At 60.3% G+C, this 18979-nt stretch carries 14 protein-coding genes; 3 read left to right on the top strand and 11 right to left on the bottom strand.

Going from position 1 to position 18979, the window contains the following annotated elements:
* Window positions 1-21: 21 nt before the first annotated feature.
* The 9 genes from L8U60_RS09545 to L8U60_RS09505 form a co-directional block, all read right to left on the bottom strand.
* Window positions 22-942, bottom strand: coding sequence for a cutinase family protein (locus tag L8U60_RS09545; protein WP_269966141.1), 921 nt, complete (start codon window positions 940-942; stop codon window positions 22-24).
* A gap of 15 nt (window positions 943-957) precedes the next feature.
* Window positions 958-1422: a hypothetical protein gene (locus L8U60_RS09540; RefSeq protein WP_269966140.1), complete on the bottom strand. Its 465-nt coding sequence runs from the start codon at window positions 1420-1422 to the stop codon at window positions 958-960.
* A 15-nt stretch (window positions 1423-1437) separates the two neighbouring features.
* A complete protein-coding gene (locus L8U60_RS09535) occupies window positions 1438-3408 on the bottom strand; it encodes an alpha/beta hydrolase-fold protein (RefSeq protein ID WP_269966139.1) in 1971 nt (656 codons plus the stop codon).
* Window positions 3409-3904: 496 nt separating this feature from the next.
* Window positions 3905-4915 (bottom strand): alpha/beta hydrolase, encoded by a 1011-nt coding sequence (locus L8U60_RS09530; protein WP_269966138.1) that lies wholly within the window; start codon window positions 4913-4915, stop codon window positions 3905-3907.
* Window positions 4916-5026: 111 nt separating this feature from the next.
* A complete protein-coding gene (locus L8U60_RS09525) occupies window positions 5027-6838 on the bottom strand; it encodes an arabinofuranosyltransferase AftB family protein (protein ID WP_269966137.1) in 1812 nt (603 codons plus the stop codon).
* A gap of 10 nt (window positions 6839-6848) precedes the next feature.
* Entirely contained in the window at window positions 6849-7847 is a 999-nt protein-coding gene (locus L8U60_RS09520; protein ID WP_269966136.1) for a decaprenyl-phosphate phosphoribosyltransferase, read from the bottom strand.
* Window positions 7844-8350 carry a phosphatase PAP2 family protein gene (locus tag L8U60_RS09515; RefSeq protein WP_269966135.1) on the bottom strand — a complete coding sequence of 169 codons (507 nt, stop codon included), beginning with the start codon at window positions 8348-8350 and terminating at the stop codon, window positions 7844-7846. Before L8U60_RS09515 ends, L8U60_RS09520 begins: the two co-directional genes overlap by 4 nt.
* Window positions 8340-10286 carry a glycosyltransferase gene (locus L8U60_RS09510; RefSeq protein ID WP_269966134.1) on the bottom strand — a complete coding sequence of 649 codons (1947 nt, stop codon included), beginning with the start codon at window positions 10284-10286 and terminating at the stop codon, window positions 8340-8342. The genes L8U60_RS09515 and L8U60_RS09510 overlap by 11 nt, the downstream gene beginning before the upstream one ends.
* A gap of 268 nt (window positions 10287-10554) precedes the next feature.
* Complete coding sequence (locus L8U60_RS09505) at window positions 10555-10788, bottom strand: three-helix bundle dimerization domain-containing protein (RefSeq protein ID WP_269966133.1); 234 nt, start codon at window positions 10786-10788, stop codon at window positions 10555-10557.
* A 346-nt stretch (window positions 10789-11134) separates the two neighbouring features.
* Here L8U60_RS09505 and L8U60_RS09500 point away from each other — a divergent pair, with 346 nt between their 5' ends.
* Window positions 11135-12391, top strand: coding sequence for a glycosyltransferase family 87 protein (locus L8U60_RS09500; protein WP_269966132.1), 1257 nt, complete (start codon window positions 11135-11137; stop codon window positions 12389-12391).
* A gap of 244 nt (window positions 12392-12635) precedes the next feature.
* Here L8U60_RS09500 and L8U60_RS09495 read toward each other — a convergent pair whose 3' ends face one another.
* Together L8U60_RS09495 and L8U60_RS09490 are read right to left on the bottom strand one after the other, a co-directional pair.
* The gene (locus tag L8U60_RS09495) at window positions 12636-14348 is read right to left on the bottom strand and encodes an RNA-binding domain-containing protein (RefSeq protein WP_269966131.1); all 1713 of its coding nucleotides are present in this window, start codon (window positions 14346-14348) and stop codon (window positions 12636-12638) included.
* Between the two features lie 152 nt (window positions 14349-14500).
* A complete protein-coding gene (locus tag L8U60_RS09490; RefSeq protein ID WP_269966130.1) occupies window positions 14501-15364 on the bottom strand; it encodes an EamA family transporter in 864 nt (287 codons plus the stop codon).
* Window positions 15365-15585: 221 nt separating this feature from the next.
* Here L8U60_RS09490 and L8U60_RS09485 point away from each other — a divergent pair, with 221 nt between their 5' ends.
* Both L8U60_RS09485 and L8U60_RS09480 read left to right on the top strand, forming a co-directional pair.
* A complete protein-coding gene (locus tag L8U60_RS09485) occupies window positions 15586-16704 on the top strand; it encodes an AAA family ATPase (protein ID WP_420840188.1) in 1119 nt (372 codons plus the stop codon).
* A gap of 196 nt (window positions 16705-16900) precedes the next feature.
* A partial coding sequence (locus L8U60_RS09480) for a Cna B-type domain-containing protein (protein ID WP_269966128.1) occupies window positions 16901-18979 on the top strand: 2079 nt, incomplete at its 3' end.

Genomic DNA, 18979 nt, shown 5'->3' with positions numbered 1-18979 from the left:
TCTTCCGCTCCTTTGTTGGGGCTAACTAACTTCAGCGATGCGCTGTCGAATCCACTCTACGGTCCATGCGTTCGCTGTGGTGCCAGGAATCACGTTCGGGTTGGATGCGTACATGGCGTGCACACCATTCGCGGCCACCAAATCCTGGGCACGGCCCAAGGCATCCACGACGTTTGGCGGGGCGTCGCAAATGCTGTCATCCGGCGCACAGATCTCGATGGCGCGGTCATTGAGAACACCGAAACCACCTTCACGGACACCACGCATCGTGGCGCCAGGTACAACTGCCTGCACGATGCGGTTCAGCGGGTGCAGCGCAATCTCCGCGCCCACGCCACCGAGTTCCACACCTGGGTTAATGCCCACGGCGTTTTCACGGCGGCCATCCGCGATCATCACCACTCCGGCGATGCGCTCCGGGCTCACCACCCCGGCGTCACGGCCAATCTCGTTGGCAATATCACCCACGATGACGGCACCTTGGGAGAAGCCGGCCAGAATAAACTGCGTCGATGAGCAGGTCTCCGCCACGAACTTCAGCTCCGCCTTGAGGCGCTCCGTGCCCTCATTACGGGAATCGTCGTAGCTCATCTCCCCACGCGACTGCACGGATTTGAACTGCGCCGTGTACGGCAGCGTCCACACACGGACATCGTTGATGTCGTACTGCTCCTGCAGTGGCTGTGTGATGGAGAGCATGAAGCTCATCGGGTTCGCCTGCGGATTAAACGGGTCATCATCCTTGGACGATTCCCATGTACCCGGCGCGGAGATCACCTCAACCGCCGGGCACCAGGCAGGCTCATCCGGCGCACCAGGACCTGGCGGCAGGACACCATCGATCGGACCAGAATCTGGCCCCATCCACTTCACCGCGCCAAAGGCGATGACACCCACAATAAACAGGGCGGTAACAAGAGTAAGGACTTTCCGGGTGCGCACGTGCGCGCCTCCTAACTAGCAGAGGTTGGCGTGCGCGGCTTCGTCGATAAGCTTGATCAGCTGCTCATGGTCAAGTGAGGTGCGCTGCTGCTCAATGAGCTGGCCCGCCACCGCGTCACGAGTGATGGTTTCACCGCCGCACAACGTACTAGCGGTTGCTAAAAGTTGGTCCTCAGTCCCCTCAACGTTGACTCCGGCCGCGCGTAGAGCTTCCAGGTAAGCTTCCTCTTTCTCAGGACGCTTCGGGGTGTCTTCCGGGAAGTCCGACACCTCGCTCGCAGCACCTTCATTCGCCAGCGCATCATCCACCGGCGTTTCGCTCGGCTTTTCGCTTGTCGACGTCGCCGGTGCACTACTCGTCGTCACCACCGGCGCACTGCTCGACGCAGTCACCTCATCGCTATCGACGGTCGTGCCACCACACGCGGCCAACGTCACACCAGCCACGGCGAAAGACAGTGCTACAAGTGCATTACGCATGAGGGGTGAGGCTCCTTAGTTCTTGCTCTCGCGGACAACGCCGAAGACCTCATCCAGCTTGCCGTGCTGGAAGGTGATGGTCTTGCCGCCGGCCGGGATGTCCTTCATGTCAGACGTCGGCCAGCCGAGGCGACCCTGCTCCCAACCGTTCTTGCCCCACTCGTCGAAGATGTTGCCGTAGTAGATCACGTGGGCACCAGACTCCGGGGAGAAGTAGATGTTGCCGTGCTCGAACTCCTGGAAGAAGCCACCGTTGATCTTCTTCTCGTTGCTCGTTGGGTAGCCCAGGTCAGAGCGTGCGGTGCCCAGCTCGGCGTACTTCGCGCCGATAGCGCCGAAGACCATCTGGTGGCCCTCGCCGACACCCTCCGGGTTGCGGGTGAGGTAGCCGTTCTGGAACTTCTGCACGTAGCCGTTGCCAATACCCTCAGCCTCAGCGACCGGGTAGCCCAGCGGACCATTCTCGTAGCCGCCCTTGCCCCAAGCAGCGAACATGTCGCCCGGGATAGCCTGCGCACCCGTCTGCGGGGTCCAGTAGATGGAACCACGCTCAAAGTGGACGTAACGGCCCTTGCCGTCCGGGGTGGTCAGCTCGCCCGTCTTCGGGAAACCAAGCCAGCCAGCCGGACCGCTGAGCTGGTTGTACTTAGCCAGGATCGCGCCGAAGAGCACCTGCGCGCCGGTCTCCGGGGACCAGAACGCCGCGCCCTTAGCGAACTCCTGGGCCTTACCGCGGCCACCGGCCACGTCGTACTCGTTGTTCACGCAGTTACCGATGACGCCGGACTTGGTGGCCTCACTGATCGCACCAATCGGGTTGCACTGTGCACCGCGGTCACCCTCCGGGATGTTCAGCGCGTCAGCAATGAACGGCCACGCCTGCGTCATCTCAAACTGCCAGTACTCCCAGGAGTGAACGCCGGACGGACGGTAGCGGGTGATAATCGGCACACCTGCATCCTTGGCGTAACGCTCAAAGGTCTGGGTGGACATGCGGGAGATGACCTCCAGGCCCACACCAGCCGGAACAGCCGGGCCCTTGGCCACGGACTCTGGGTTACCAAAGTCGTCCTTGCCGGAACCGGAGGAGACGTAGACCGTCTTGCCGTTCAGGTGCTCAATGCCCAGCTTCGGATCGTGGTCGATCCAGTCCTGGGAGCCCAGCGGGCCCCACATTGCCTCAGAGTTGTAGCCACCGGCATCCTTCTGAGCAGCCTTGATGGCCCACGGCATACCCGTCGTGGTGGTGTCCAAGTAGCCGGAGAAGGAACCCACGAAGTTGAACAGGTGCGGGTTACGCTCCGCCAGGTTGACGGCAGCGGTGCCACCCATGGACAGGCCGACAACAGCGCGGGAACCATTCGAACGGTACTCGCTGTTCAGCACCGGGACCAGCTCCTTGGTCAGGAACGTCTCCCACTTGTAGTGCTTACCGTTGTCCGGCTGCTGCCAGTCGGAGTAGAAGGAGGACTCGCCACCCACCGGCAGGATGACGTTGACGTTCTTGTCAGCGTAGAACTGCTCGATGTTGGTCTCGATGGTCCAACCGTTTTCGTCGTCACGCGCGCGCAGACCGTCGAGTGCCCACACCTCCGGGAACTTCGCCTCCGGGTTGGAGTGCCAGTCACGTGCCAGCAGGATCTGCACCTGGATCGTCTCACCCGGCATAGCAGCCGAGTTGATGAACACAGCCACACGACGCTGCGTCAACCACTCAATACGATCAACCGTCACACCCTCCGGCAGACCATCAATCTGCGGGTTCTCGTCCACCTCAATCGGCGTACGCTGCGGCGGATCCGACGGACGAAGACCGTCAGAAATACCGCGTCCAGAAGACAAAGAGCCGGACAGATCAGAAGAACCGATCTGCGCAACCGCCGGAACGACGGCTACACCGACAGCCAGTGCTGTCGGGACCGCGGCGATAGCGAGCATCTGGCCCTTGGTGGCCTTGCGGGGAAAACGTCGTGGTGTCAAGCGCATGAGGGTGTCCCTTTGGTGGTTCGAATGTTTCACTGTTTTTCACTCAGAAAAACAGGTACGGAAAATAACCGGAGCTCACCACCCCAGGGGTTCCCCTCCCCTAGGCCGGGCCGGCTGCTTCATTATGTTGTGGCATGAAGTTTAAGTTTCACTTGAGACTTTACCCTGGAGACACGCCGAGTGAAAGGTGTGAATTGTGGGTTTAGTGGTGATCGCGTGTTTGTTGGGGTCTTTTTCGGCCCCGGCCTGGTCCCGACCCGGCCCGGTCTGGCCTGACCATCCGACGGGACCGCTACGACACACTTCCGGAAACGCTACAGGATTTCGACAAAACCGCAGGACGCACGACCAACTCCGGGGAGTTCGTCGTAGGCCTCCTCGAGAGGTGGCCCTTAAAAGATGAAAGCCCCCGCCCCCGCTCAAACGAGCCCCAACAAAAAATCCCTCCCAGCCCCTAAGAGGACTGAAAGGGATCCCGATCACGCGGGCGATTCAATTACCACGCGTTCATGTGGTTGAGCACGCGCGCCTTGGTCTTGACCAGCTGGCCGCCGAACTCATCCCAGTTGTGCAGGCCAACTGCCGGGTAGTCGGTGGTCATGCGGAGGCCGGTGGCGCGGGCCTTGCCTTCCCACACGCGGGTGGAGGCCATGGCACCGAACTCGAGCAGGGAGCCGGCGATCTGGTGCTGCGGCAGGTACTTGCCGTCAGCCGGACCCGGGACACCGCTGGCAGCGGAGACGTAGACGTCGGAGTTGCGCAGGCCGTGCATGTTCAGGAACGGATCGTTCTCAAAACGTGCCGGGCTGAGCAGGGAGCCGTACATAGCGTTCAGGTTGTAGCCGCCGGCATCCAGCAGTGCCACGCGCAGCAGGGTCTGCATGCCCGGCAGCGTGGTGGTCAGGTAACCGGAGAAGCTGAGCACCTGACGGAACTGGCCCGGGTGCTTGGAGGCCAGGTTCATGGCGGCGGTGCCACCCATGGACAGGCCGATGATGGAGTTGTTGTTCGGTGCGACACCGAAGTGCTGCTGCAGGTAGCCCGGCAGCTCACGGGTGAGGAAGGTCTCCCAGCGGTAGACCTTGCCGTTGCCGTACTTCGGGTCAGCGGTCCAGTCGGCGTAGAAGGAGCCCTCGCCACCAACCGGGGCAACCAGGGTGATGTTGGAGTTCTCGTAGACAGCGGCAGCATTGACGTCTTGGAACCAGGCGTTGGTCCTCTCCGTCGCGCGCAGGCCATCAAGCAGGTACAGGCCGGCGTTGCCACCACGGGCAGCCGGGACGATCTGTACCGGGATGTTGCGGTTCATCGACGGGGACCAGACATCACAGCGCTGAACCCAGTAGCGCACCGGGTCCCAGTCGCAGTGACCGGTTGCGTCGGGGCGGAGCCAGCCGCGCGGATTGGCCTGTGCCTCGTTCGGTGCAACAAGCATCATGCTCATCGCCGCTACAACAGCTGTGACCAGCGCGATCAGGGCGCGGCGCAGAGAGAGGGTCGCGTTCATGTTTTCACCAATCAGATCTTCAGGAAGATTTCGGGATTACACCCCGGTATGTCGCAGGTTTTCTGCAAAGTGTTACCGCGATGTTATCAATCGCGTTCTCATCTTTTCCAGTTATTGGCCGGACCAGTACACGCGCGGCCCGTGAAGCCCCACGTCTTCGCCGGCGGCGATGCGCTCGAGGGTGTCCGGATCAAGGTAGACATCCGGGTTGTCATTCACTTCCATCGTGCGGCCCTTTGTCAGTGCCCAGCCCATGTTCTTCACAAATCGCTTGGCGCTCATCGGTTCGCGGTAGGTGGCCAGAAGCTCGTTGATCTCAGGCGTGCGCAGCGCCGCGCGAGCTTGACGTACAAGTTGCTTATCGACGTACTCCGGCAACTCCTCCACATCCACCCCCGTATCCGCCATTTGCCAGTGCAACGGCAGGTGCTTGTCGTGGCCGATACGCCCGCCGGGTTCCCTCGGCTGGCGTGCAGCCAGTGGCGTGGTCAGTCCAACAGAGTCGAGGACGCGGGCGTCCAGGCTGGCGTTCATGCCCGTCATGCCCAAATTGACGTGGTAGGCCGTGATCGGCATCTGCCCCAGGTCCGTCTGGGCGTCTTCACCGGTCATGCGGGCGCGCGGTTCCCATTGGAAAACGTTCGGGTCCTCTTGGACGAGGATGAGGCTTAAGGCGGCGGTGCGGGAGTCGTCGATAAGCGCTTTATCCCACACATCCGTCCAGTTGGTCATCATGTCGCTGGCGAGGAAGTCCTCAGCGTAGCGTGGCGGGTTGCCGGATTCGCGCAGGAGGACCGCCGTCCAGAATTCGCGTTCGTCCACGATGGTCAGAGTGATGGGGTTCTTATCAAACGGGTCGAATCCAAGGTCGTGGCTGCGCTGGATCACCAGCCCAGCCCAGATGACTAGGCCCGTGGTGGCCACACCCGTGACCACGGTGAGGGGCACCGCCATGACTGGCAGCAACATGGCGAACAGTGGGAGCAGCACCATGCGGCCGTGCATGAAGTCCCCGCCCACTTTCACCACATATATAAGGTGTAGCGCCCCGCAGCCGAAAGCCAGGATGGCCACGAGTGCTTGCTTGCCCGCGCGCTGGTACACAAACCACGCGCCGAAAGCGAAGGCCACGATGAGTGGCAGCCACAAACCGTACGGGCGCATCGTGTCCCACACGTAGACGGCACCCGTGCGCCACGCCGATTCGGAGGCGGACTTGGCCACCGCCGTGTGGGGCGTGAGTAGGCCGTAGTAGCCCATGCGGAAGATTTCGTAGGCGCCCGGCAGCGGCAGGGCTGCGGCCAGGATGCCGCCGATACGGCGCCAGTTGCGGCGGTTCAGCGCCAGCAGCAGCACACCGGTGAGCCCGCCGTACAAGGCCAACTCGGGTCGCACCAGCCATGAGAGGCCGGCCCAGAAGGCGAGCCAGTACAGGGCAGATGTTCTCTCCGAATCCTCAGCCCACCGCACCAGCAGCGCGAACCACACCGCCAGCCACGCCAGGGACAGTCCCCACTCCAGACCGGAGGTGGCAAAGTCCCGTGCCGGCGGCAGCGCCAGGTAGATGATGATGCCAAACGGCAACACCATGTGCTGCCCCCACAGCTTGCCCGCGGCAATGGTGCCCACCACCGCGGCGATGACGGTGAAGATGAGAGCGAGCCACATCGCCACATCCTCCAGCCGCATCCCGGGCACCCAGGAGAAGGCAACAATGAGGTACTGCCACAACGTGGAAGTGTTGGCCTCAACGCGCTCGCCGATATTGAACACTGGGCCGTTGCCAGCCAAGATGTTGCGGACCGTGCGCAGGACGATGAGCCCGTCATCACTCATCCAACGGCGGCTAAAGCCACCCCAGAATGCGAAAGCGCCCGCTACGAGCGCTGACAGCAGCAGCGATAAACGGGCGCTTTTTTCCATGCGGAGTATCTTAACTGATGGCTGGCACGATATAGACGGCCATCACGATGGTGAAGATCCACAGCAGAGCAAGCCTCTGCAGCACACGATCTTCCAGCGCGATCTCATCCGGTGCACCACCGTTACCGCTATCTACCTCAGCAGCGTAGCGCAGGATCGCGATAATGAACGGGACCATAGAGATCTGGTACCAGAGGCCTTCAGCGGGGGCCACGCCGTCCGAAAGCGTAAAGCCCCACAGCGCGTAGGACATGACCACGGCGGTGGCGGACAGTGTCCATACGAAACGCAGGTAGGTCTGGGTGTAGCCCTGCAGCGACTTGCGGATCTTCGCACCCGTGCGCTCCGCCAGCAGCAGCTCCGCGTAGCGCTTACCGGAGGCCATGAACAGCGAACCAAACGCGGCAACCAGCAGGAACCACTGGGAAAGCTCGATGTCCGCAGCGACACCACCCGCCATCGCGCGCAGCATGAAGCCGGAGGACACCAGCGCAATATCAATCACCGGGATGTGCTTCCAGCCGAAGCAGTAGCCCAGCTGCAGCGCGATGTACACGCCGATCACGATTGACAGCGCCCAACCATCAGAGGCCAGGAAGGACAGGCCGATGGCCAGCGCGATGAGTATCACTGCCATCGCATACGCCAAACCGATCGGCAGCATGCCCGAGGCGATCGGGCGGAAACGCTTCGTCGGGTGCGCGCGGTCAGCCTCCACATCGCGCGCGTCATTGACCAGGTAGATCGAAGACGCACCGAAGCAGAAAACAATGAACGCCAGCGCAATATCCCACACGGTGCGGGACGTGAAGGATTCCGTGCCCGCAGCCAAAGGCGCCGCCAGAACCAGGACGTTCTTCACCCACTGCTTCGGGCGAAGGCCCTTGATCATCGCGTCGGGCAGGTTCTTCGGCGGAGTCTTCTTCCGGTTGTAATCCACGCCCTCGGTGTGGGGCTCAGACTTCAAAAACGGCTCTTCCTGCAAAGGAGGGGTCTTCGGCTCGGTCATGCTGTCTGCCTCTCAATCTCAATCGCGGCTCGCGCCACCCCGGCACCCAGCAGCGCTCCCGCCAGGGTGTCCGTGGGATAGTGCACGCCCAGAACCATGCGGGACGTCATCATAATGGGAATTCCCAGATACGGCAGTTTGGAGCCAGTGATGTCTGCAAGGTGCACCATCGCAGCGCTTGTCGACGTCGCGTGCGAACTCGGAAAGCTCAACCTCGACGGCGTACCCACGCCCACCTTGATCCTGGGATCATGCGGGCGACGGCGCCGAACAATGCGCTTGATCACCACGGATGCCGTGTGCGCCGTGAAAGCGCCAGCACCCATGGCCAACCACTTCCGGCGACGCTTCTCATCCACAGCCGCACCCGCTGCTGAGATGCCCATCCACCCCAGCGCGTGCTCACCGAAGTGACTCAGGCCGCGGGCGGTGGGGAGGACACCGGGGGCGTCGTAAAGCTGTGCTTGGATTGCGCGCAGGACGTCTACTTCTTTATTGCTCATCGAAGATCTTCTTCCAGTTCTCATGGCTGGTCAGCTCCGGTCGTGCCTCGCGGTAGGTGCGCTTGAGCTCCGCCCAGCGGTCCTTGATCTCGGCGCGTAGGCGCTTCTGCTCATCCAGGAGAGTCTTGGCCAGTTCCTTGTCACGTTTGCGGAAGGCCACGCCCGTGCCACCCGCTGTGGACACCGTCGCGGAATCCACGCGAGCCAGCGTGTACCAGCGAGCCTCCTCGGCAGTGAGGTTGAGCTGCGGTGCCTCCCAGTGCGCGCGATCCTCCGGCTTACGCAGGTGGAGCAGGGATTTCGCGGCCCACGGGATCTTCTTGATCTTGGCCAGACGGCCGCCAATCTTATTCGTCGGCACGCCCGGCGCGCCTGTTGCTGCTGGCAGGTCCGCCGCGGACGGCAGCACCTGCGCATCGGAGAAGCCCTTGCGAATCCCTTGAATCCGAGGTAACGAGGATTCAAGGATGTCGAAGAGCTGATCCGGGCCGGCGAGGAAGTCCTTCATCGCCTCATTCTGGATCGCGATGGTGGAGTACTCCATGCACACGTAGTGCTTGAGCGTGGACTTCAGCATGTTCTTCAGCATCGCCTCCGGATTCTCCGGGCCGTAGATGCTGGCCACGATGAGGCGGTTGCGCATGTGGAAGTACGCCTGCCAGTCAATGGCATCGTCCTTGTCGGCCCAGGCCATGTGCCAGATGGCGACGCCGGGCCAGGTAGCCGTCGGAAAGCCTGCTTCCTTGGCGCGCAGGGCGTACTCGTTGTCGTCCCACTTAATGAACAGCGGGAGTGGCAGACCCATCTTCTCCGCGACCACGCGCGGGAAGAGGTTCATCCACCAGCCGTTGTAATCCACATCAATGCGGCGGTGCAGCGGGCGCGAGGTGGTCTTGCGCGGGTCAAGATCCTCTTCCTCCGTGCCCACGTAGCCGAGCGGGTACTTAGCAAAGTCATGGTCGTACACGGCGTGCTTCGCGGCGGAGAACATGAAGATATTCGGATCCACCGTCTCACCCGTGGTGCGCAACTGGCTGCGATCCTGCAAGTTCAGCATCTGGCCGCCGACGAGGATCGGGCTCTTCGCGTAACGAGCCGCCTGCACCGCGCGCAGGATCGAATCCGGCTCAATGGCGATGTCATCGTCCATGTACAGGATGAACGGGGCGTCCGTCTGGTTCAGCGCCTCGTACATGATGCGGGAGTAGCCGCCGGAGCCACCAAGGTTGCCTTGCTGGAAGATTTTCAGTTTTCCACCAAGGTTGGCTTCAGCTTCCTGGAAGTCCGGTTCATCCGCTGGGTGCTGATTTCCCTGGTCAGGCATCAGAACATCCGTGATCGCCTCCAGCACCACCGGGTCCTCCGCCAGTGCGTGAAGCGCGTTGACCGCATCGCGCGGACGGTTAAACGTGGGAATACCCACCGCGACCTTCTTCGCCGACGGCGCAATCGTCGTGCCATCCGGGAGCACCTGCTCCTTCGGCTCATGCGGCGCGAACCAGCCGGCGCCGGTGATCGTGGTGTCTTCCTCCGCATTCACGTCGAACCACAACCAGCCGCCGTCCTCGAAGTTGGCCAGCTTCAGCGGGATCTCCACCCGTGCGTCCTTCGCCTCCACGTTCGTGACCGCGATGCGCACGCCATCATGCTTGGAGCGGTACACCGAGATCGTCGCCGCGCCCTGAACATCCATGGCCAGCACGACCGTGTCCAGCTGCGACCAACGGCGCCAGTACGACGCCGGGAAAGCGTTGAAATACGTCTCGAACGACACTTCCTCACCGGCGTGCATGCTAAAGCTCGTCCGGCCTGACCATGTCAAACGCTGTTTATTCTGCTCCGCCTCAATGAGGTACAGCATGCGGACATCGTGCGGTTCGCCCTTCTTCGGCATCAGCACTCGCTGAAGGACGTCTACTGCAGTCGTTGTTTCCACAGGTCTCACTTTCGGTGCCTAGATAGAGTTTCGCCCTAAGCGTAGTGCGTCCACGCTTGCCGACGGGTTTTCGGCGCTCGAACGCGCCCTTTTCGCTTTTGTGCGAGCGGAACTGTGCCCCAACTCCCCGGATTCGAGAGCAGTCCTGGTGTTTTAGGAGGGGGTGTGCACGATTCCCGGGAATCGTGCATCGGGAACGCGAAAAGCCCTGACCCGTTAGTCGATCCGGGCCAGGGCTCGTGGCAAAGTCGCGATTGTTCGCGGCCAGTTAAGCGGCGATCAGGGTCTCGCCGTACTTAGCAGCGTCGAGGGTGCCGTCCGCAATGCCAGCAAGCTCTTCTGCAGCGGCGCGGCCAGCGAGAAGCGGAACCCACTGGGTGATCGTCGCGCGCTCCAGGTGCTCTGCGAGCACTGCCTCAAAAACAGCGTCGACAACGTGTACGCCCACGACACCATCGAAACGGGCGTGCAAGTCCTTGGAAATGTTGTTGATTGCGATCATGGCATCCTCCTTTCCTTGAACGTGATAGCCATGAAATTGAGTTTTAGTCGTTCCGTGGAGGGGAACCTCCTGGACGAGGCCTCAAGGGTAAATCTTTTCGTTCGCCCTTTGTTAACCTGTCGTTAACTTTAACAGATAGTTGGTGAACATCAAGCATTTACGTAACCCATCAAGCATTGGTAGCAGCGACCTGCGGAAATGGCGTGAATATAATTGCTGGGCGGTCTGGGTGTTACGCGAGTGAAAAGGCTTTGTGGCCCGGCATTCGCAGGCCCAGACGCTTGTTAACCTTTTAGTTAACTTAGGTGGGCATCCGGGGAGACATCACCCTGCTAATCTCCCCGTTGTGCTTATCGACGCCCCCTCCCCCACCCGAACACCCCTCCGCGCAGCCATCCCGCTGCTGTACACGGTGATGCTGTTCGTTCTTTTCCGTTCCGCCATCGTGTTCCCCCAAGGAAATCCGGGCACGGATTTCACGCCGATCTGGACGGCAGCCAATAAGTATGTCTCGGGTGAGCCGGTGTTTGATTCGGATTACACCGTCGATATGCCTCATTACTTGTACACGCCCGCGGGCACCGTGCTGATTGCCCCGGTAGCTATCTTCGGTTCGCAAGAGGTGGCGCGCGCGGTCATGGCTGCGATGGGTGCGCTGTGCATCATTGCCGCGATTGCTTTGGCCGTGCGGATGGTTCGCCCGCAGTGGTTCCACATTGTGTTCCCACTCGCCGTGAGCTTCTTCTTCATCACACCGGAACCGGTCCGCTCCACGTTGGCGTTGACCAATATCAACGGCTTCTTGCTGCTCTTGCAGGTGTTGTTCATCTGGCTCTCCCTGCGTCTTCGGGAGCAGAAGGCCGGTTGGCTCAACCAATTCACACGGCCCGAAGCATGGGCGGCCGGCGTGATCGCGGGTGTGGCGCTGTCCATCAAGCCGCAGTTCGCGGTGCTGTTCATCGTCTCTCTTGCCTATTGGCAGGTGGCCGTGGTGGTCGTCGCGGCGCTCGTGGCCGCAGCGCTGTTCGCGGTCGGGTGGTTCACTATCGCTGAGCCCGAGCTGTTTTTCACCAACCTGGTCCCCTACCTCAGCGAGCCGCGGCCGCGATTCAATGGTTCCGTCAGCGGGCTCGGCATTGTCCTGCAGTGGCCGGGTGCGCTGGTGACGGTGCTGACACTGTTTGTCATCGCGACTGCACTCGGTGCTGTCGCCGCGATGTGGCGGTGGAAAGACACAGACCCCGTGCTGTTCACCTTCGTGGCCACGGGCGTCTGCTTCGCTGGCGGATTCATGGCCAGCGGACTGATGCAGAATTACTACTCCATCTGGATCATCCCACTCGCACTCACCATCGTCGGGCGCCAATCCCCTATGCGCTGGCCGATCACCGTCCTGATCTTGCTTTGCATGTACGCCCATTGGGTCTGGCCAGAAACAGGCCGTAAAACCGTGGACGTCGCTTTGGCCTATATTCCGTCGTTCATGTTCATCGCGCTGCCGGTTGCGGTTGGTGCGTGGGCGCTGGCCAACCGGCCGTCAGAAGAGCAGCAAGTCGAAGCACCAGATAACGCCACCGAAGCCAATTCTGTTCATTCGAGTTAGAGAGGCTTCATGGTCGCAGCGCTAGCCAAGGCGGCCCCTTCGTTTACCACCATGTTCGCATCCATCAGTTCGCGACTGCGAGTTGTTCGGAGTTGTTTCAAACAACTCTGCAACAACTAGGCAAACAACTCCCCGAAAAACGCAACGGAAAGAGCGTATTTACGCAGGCTGACAGGGTTGTTCAGAGTTGTTCAGAGTTATTCGGAGTTGTTTGGAGTTATTTGCGGACGGCGCGGAATCCGAACTAGGCGGACACCCAGCGCACGCTCGGGCCACGTGCAGGACTATCGCTAGCGATCTTCGCTTTGCCCACGTCGCGCAAATGACGGAGAAGGCGGCTCACCGACTCTCGCTCGACACCCAGCTCATCCGCAACCTCGCGCGCATTCAGGGACTTTCCTTCGCGGAGTTGGGCGAGGACCCAATCCTCGGTAGTGACGGCACTGACCACGGTCGACGCTTCCCCATCAAAAGCAGCACGGGCTCGTGCGGAGAGGATCCATTCCGGCGCGTCCCGCAATTGCTCCAGGAAGCCCTGGTTTGCATACCACGCCAAGGTTTCCTGGGCTTGCGCTTCCGAAACCTGCATCAACCTAGCGGCAGTGGATGTCATCAGAATTTGATTATTGGCTAGATGACGGGTGACCAGGAGACCATTAACGCTGTCAAAGATGGATTCGCCGAATTCAATACGCAGCAGGTACAACGCTCTGATGAAACCTGAATCCACACTTCCCGAAGGCAAAGTGACTTCAACGAACGGCCCGTTGGCATTCAGGCTAGGGGCTTGCCTGCCACTAGAAAGCATGGAAACCCACATGCGGTCAAAACCACGCGAAGATTCTTCCGCAAGCCCCAACTGTCGCAACGCCGCCATGAGGACCGGATTGCGCGGAATGGATTGGGTAGTCAGGATCTTCTCTTCAGCCACGCCGACGGGGAGACCACCGGGGGACCACACCGTCAAGCTGGTAGGCGACTGATCAACGACGATAGAGGTGGTCGCTCCCCAATCACGGTGCGCGAAAGCATTGGACACAATCTCATCGACGGCGGTAGCGGGAAATGCTGGAATTGGGAATTCCTGCCCGTTCGGGAGCTGAACCCGAGCAATTTCTTGCGTTGTATTGGCCTTGATCAGCGCACGTACCTGCTCTGAAGCGGTAATCAACGGTGCGGAAATCTCGGTGACTTTGGGGTCGCCACTTGGGACGTCGCGAAGCAAATGACGCACCATCGTCCGATTATGCAACGGCTGCATGAACAGTATTTCCGCCGCGAAAGTTAGAGCACCACCAGAAGTGAGCAAGCCCAGATCGCTGCAGAGCTCGAGACCTGTCTGCGGAACAGGCGATGTGTCACCGAGCGCGCTCTTCCGGTTAGCAAGGAGGGCCTTGGCCTGCTCAACAGCCTGCACATCCAAGTCTTCGGGCCCACGCCACGACTTTCCGGCGCTGAGATCAGGATTAGAGCGAGACAAATGGATACTCCGGCGCTCGTCTTCGCTCAAGGGGACGCAGCTCTTGCCAACACGCTTGCTCGCCTGTCCTTTAGGGCGCTGATACAAAGCCATCCCGCGGGGAATGCGTAACACAACTAGGCGGGCATCACACCGTTGGATCTCAAAGGCCTCAACCTGGATATGCGGTTGAGTGTTGCTGTAGATCTTCTCTACCAACCACTCACGAGGACGGACAGTCCCAGTGAACGCAGCAGGCCCCGACTTCTTGTCATTGACACCGAGGACGATGTAAGAAACGCCACTGTCCGCGTTTGAGAAACAGATAACCTCATCAACGAGAAACTCGACCAATCCCGCATCAGGGTTCCTGCTCTTCGGGTGGACAGCAGGATCTTCCTTGAAATCCAACACCTGGGATTCCCAATCACCAGCGCTATCACCTGCCTCAATCGCCGATAGCGCTTCCTCCACAACCTCAAAACCTGCGTCCAGCATGCACTTAGTCTAGCAAGAGTTATTCAGGAGTTGTTTCAAACAACTCTGAAACAACTAGGCAAACAACTCCCCGAAAAACGCAACGGAAAGAGCGTATTTACGCAGGCTGACAGGGTTGTTCAGAGTTGTTCGGAGTTGTTTGGAGTTGTTTATTACTCCCCAATATCGGGCGATTCCTGGGCCCCACGCCACGTGATGATGGCGCCAGCGACCGCGATCAGCACGATGCCGGCCACCATGGACCAGGTCAGCTCGTCGCCGGAGAAGGCCCAGCCCAAAATCGCGCCGATCACGGGGTCAAGGGCAAAAAGCGTACCGACGACCGCCGCCGACACAATCCCCGCCGCAATCGTGTCCATCACGTAGGGGATCACGGCGCCGATGAAGCCGGAGATGATGAGGGTGAGGGACATGGGGGCGTCGATAAGCGAAACTGCGGGCACGGAGAACGGCATGAGAATGAGCGCGGCGACGACCACTGACAACGCGAGATCCGGCAAGCCGCCGCTTTCGCCGCTGCCCATGCGCTCGGCGAAGAGTGTGTAGGCGCCGAAGAAGATCGCGCCGGTGACCGCGAAGCCGATGCCGATAATGTCCAGGTCATTTGATGGCTGCGCGATGAGCGCGACACCGATGAACGCGCCGATGGCCCAGAGGCGGGAGCGCCACATTTTCAGCCCGAGGAACGACACGACGCAGGGGCCGAGGAAGTCAATCGTGACCGCGACACCCTGGGGCAGACGCGCGATGGCGGCGTAGACCATCATGCTCATCATGCCCATGGCCACGCCGTAGACCACGATGTTGATCGCGCGGGCGCGCGTCATGCCGCTGAGCCTCGGCCGGAACAACGCCACCATGATCACCGCCGCAGCCGCCATACGCAGGCCCGACACACCCGGTGCGCCGACGGTGGCGAGCATGTCCGTGACCATCACCGCCGCCGCCTGCGTCCCCAGCGAGCCGATGAGCACCATCAGGACCGGGGCTGCCGGCAGGGCTAGGAACGTATTCATGCCCTGGCGGGTCAATCGGGTTTGGGTACTTTCGCGCGACACCCGGGAAAGCGTAGTGCATGCAGGAAAAACGGGAGCATTCACTAGTGGGCCCGTCGCGTCGAAATAATAAAGATAGTAAAAATAGTAAAGATAGTAAGAGATAGTAAGGAGGCGGGATGCCAGCGATTGAGGGACGACCCAAAAACCCTTTCACTGCAACGGTTGGAAAAACACCGGCGGTGGTCGCGGGACGTGATGAGTACCTGCGCGACTTCGACGCTGCCATCCAGGATGGCCCGGGAAGTCATGAACGTATCTCCATCATCACCGGCCCGAGAGGAGTGGGCAAGACTGTTCTGCTGAATGAATTCGAGGCAGTCGCAAAATCTCACGCGTGGCACGTCATCTCCGAAACAACCACTCGTGGCTTCAATGAACGCATCCGTGACCGCGCATTCAGCCTCGCGCAGGAGCTTTCCGACGAACCCAAGCGCCGCCTCTCTGGAATCAAACTCCCCTACCTCGGCTTTGACACCGAATCTGTTCCTGCTTATTCACCCACCCCAACATTGCGGTCGGCGCTTGATGAACTGCTTGACTACCAGGCAGCGATTGACGCCCGCCTTGACCAAGAACCAGTTGGACTGTTGATCACCCTGGACGAGCTGCACTACCCCCACATGGACGAGATCGTCGAATTCGGCACAACGATCCAACACCTCGTCCGGGAAGATCGTGAGATTGCAGTTGCGATGGCAGGCATCCCCGGAGCGGTGAAACCGCTCCTCGCTGCGGACGAAGGCCGCAACCCCGTGACCTTCTTACGCCGTGCAAACAGGATTGAAACTGGAATGGTCTCGATCGAAGAGGTGCGGATGGCTTTGAAGGAAACTACAGCACCAGTTGGGGTCTCGTGGACACCAGACGCCCTCGAGATCGCATCAAAAGCGACCGGCGGATACCCGTTCATGATCCAGCTGGTCGGGCAACACGCTTTCCGTAACCTCACCGACAACGTGATCGATGAGGAAGCGGTGTCGCATGGCATCGGTGCTGCTCGGAGGAAACTCGGCCAGCTCGTGCACGAACCATCGCTTGCTGATCTATCTGAGGTGGATCGCACCTTCCTCACCGCAATGTCATTAGACGATGGCCCCTCACGCATGTCCGATATCTCGGCACGCATGGGTGTCGATGCGCAATACGCGGGCACCTACCGCAAACGGCTTATCGACGCAGAGATGATCCGACCCACTTCCCACGGCTACGTCGACTATGAACTCCCCTACATGCGCGAGTACCTTCGGTCCCACCATGCGGCCGATGCGATGGAGCAATTTTCCATCTGGCCGGAGTGAAAGACCAAAACTTCCTCTATCAACTAACCCAGACGGGGGATCTAATCCCGCACTTTCGCACTGGTAGATAGGATTACATTATCCCTATCAGTCGCAGACCGCCCTCCAGGACGGCCACATTCCTAGAGAAGGCAGAAAAGTGAAAAGCCGGCAGCACACCACGTTCCTCTCGGTCTTTTGGGCAACATTATTTACTGTGTTGCTAGCTGCAGCGGGAGGGATTGTCCTTCCCTCAACCGCGACAGCCGAACCAGAACCAACACCCGAGCGGCAGGTTCTCAAATGCTACGACGAGGGGCGCATCCTCTACTGCGAACCGGAGTACCTGCAAGAACTCATCGATCAAGCAGGCACAACGCCCACACGGATTGAGATCGGCAACGGTACCGAGACACTCGTGACCAAGACCCTGGTTATTCCAGCAGGTGCAGATATTGAGCTCGTGGACACAAACATTGTCTCCTGGAGTTCAAGCACCAAAATCATCCGCGACGACGGCGATTTCACCGGCAGCCTCATCCGCGTTGAGAAGGGTGGCAAGCTCACGCTTTCCGACGGCACCGGGAACGGCGAAGGCATCATCATCGACTCCCGCGCGCAATACGACAATGTGGTGACAGGCAGCTCGTTCTCCCCCACCATCATGGTCGAAGGTGAGCTAGTGATGAACGCCGGCACGATCACTGGCGCCCGCAAGATGAGCAGCGGTGGCGAAGGTGCAGTCACGGTGAGAGGTACAGACGCAAAGTTCACGCTTAACGACGGAAAAATCACCGACAACCAGCGCAAAGGTGGTCAATTTGGCGCTGCGAATGTCGCACTAACCAAGGGCGCCACCATGGTGATGAACGGTGGTGAAATCTCCAAGGGCGTCAGTGACGACAGCCCCTACGCCTATGGCGAGGCCGGCGGCATCGGCGTTTTCGACGGCGCCCACCTGACCATCAACGGCGGCACGATCACCGAAAACACGGGTTGGGCCGGCAACATCAATGTCAGCCACTGGCTGAACGAAAGCAATGTGAAGCCTGGAGACGATACGTCGGAAACGCGCTCCACCGTGGTGTTCAACGACGGTGAGATAACGAATGGCAAAGCTGCCTTCGCGGGTGGCGGCATCAGCATCTTCGGCAACGCGGATGTCACCATGAATGATGGCACCATCGACAGCAACGCTGCGCCGAATGGTGGTGGCGTGAACGCGATGGACATGTACATCAACGGTGATCCAAGCACGTACAGAGAGATCGATTCCGACGGCTCCCGCTGGACTAAACAGCACTTCGGCGAGGGGAAGCCTGACGAGTGGACCAAGATCTCCCCTGCAAGGTTCACCATGAACGGCGGAAGCATCACCAACAACAGCGCTACCCGCACTGGTGGTGGCGTCAACGTGATCTCCAACGCCGTACAGCTCAACGCCGGATTGATCGAAGGAAACAGCGCCCATGATCAGGGTGGCGGTGTCTACGTTGCGACGAAGTCCTACAACGCCCATTTCATGGACACCCTCATCACCGATAACCAGGCAGCCGCTTTTGGTGGTGGCATCTGGCTGTGCCCCACTGGCAGCATGGTCATGCACGTCACGAACGGCGTGGCCGTCTTTGAGAATGAAGCCATCAAGAGTTCTTCGCGTTTGCACTGGGGCGACGACATCGCTCACGACAACTATGGATCCGTCAGCCAAGCCGGTCTACGTATCGATCCACGCATGCTCGGCGGCGGTGAACCCACTCTCTACAAGGATGGTTCTGCCTCGTCGCAGGGCACCCGCTTCGACCCGGAAAACCCCGGCAAGGAGCAGATCTTTGACGGCGAGGCCCGGGAGTCCGATGGGAACGCCGACTACCGCACGGCTATTCAGAACGAAGGCCTGAAAACCGTCGTCGATGACGCGGCAAAGGAAACCGCAAAGTCCTGGTCACGGCTGACGATCCAGAAGAATACTGCGCCGCGTGGAGCTGGCGTCGGTTCGAACGGTGGACTCACCTTCGGCACCCCGGAAACCACCAAGGTCCCGGTCACCAAGGCGTGGAAGGACACTGAGGGCAAGGACCTCTCAAAGGAATTGATGGTTCCGGTCCAGGTTCAGCTCGTGGGCGCTGCTGGCGGCGAACAGTACCCCGTCGGCCAACCCGTCGAGCTCAACGCCGACAACGACTGGACGCACACCTTCACCGACCTGCCGAAGACGAAGACCGTCGACGGCGCACAGGTTGAGGTCCAGTACTCCGTCCAGGAGCTGACCGTTGACGGCTTCACCAGTGCCGTG

This window comes from Corynebacterium meitnerae (genome assembly GCF_027570075.1).
Taxonomy (GTDB): domain Bacteria; phylum Actinomycetota; class Actinomycetes; order Mycobacteriales; family Mycobacteriaceae; genus Corynebacterium; species Corynebacterium meitnerae.
This window is presented reverse-complemented; position numbering and strand designations above follow the sequence as displayed.

What these genes read in the sequence shown, in the direction of transcription:
- L8U60_RS09530 (WP_269966138.1), bottom strand. Translation starts at nt 4,915, where the DNA reads ATGAACGCGACCCTCTCTCTGCGCCGCGCCCTGATCGCGCTGGTCACA.
- L8U60_RS09490 (WP_269966130.1), bottom strand. Translation starts at nt 15,364, where the DNA reads ATGAATACGTTCCTAGCCCTGCCGGCAGCCCCGGTCCTGATGGTGCTC.
- L8U60_RS09540 (WP_269966140.1), bottom strand. Translation starts at nt 1,422, where the DNA reads ATGCGTAATGCACTTGTAGCACTGTCTTTCGCCGTGGCTGGTGTGACG.
- L8U60_RS09505 (WP_269966133.1), bottom strand. Translation starts at nt 10,788, where the DNA reads ATGATCGCAATCAACAACATTTCCAAGGACTTGCACGCCCGTTTCGAT.
- L8U60_RS09495 (WP_269966131.1), bottom strand. Translation starts at nt 14,348, where the DNA reads ATGCTGGACGCAGGTTTTGAGGTTGTGGAGGAAGCGCTATCGGCGATT.
- L8U60_RS09535 (WP_269966139.1), bottom strand. Translation starts at nt 3,408, where the DNA reads ATGCGCTTGACACCACGACGTTTTCCCCGCAAGGCCACCAAGGGCCAG.
- L8U60_RS09515 (WP_269966135.1), bottom strand. Translation starts at nt 8,350, where the DNA reads ATGAGCAATAAAGAAGTAGACGTCCTGCGCGCAATCCAAGCACAGCTT.
- L8U60_RS09525 (WP_269966137.1), bottom strand. Translation starts at nt 6,838, where the DNA reads ATGGAAAAAAGCGCCCGTTTATCGCTGCTGCTGTCAGCGCTCGTAGCG.
- L8U60_RS09520 (WP_269966136.1), bottom strand. Translation starts at nt 7,847, where the DNA reads ATGACCGAGCCGAAGACCCCTCCTTTGCAGGAAGAGCCGTTTTTGAAG.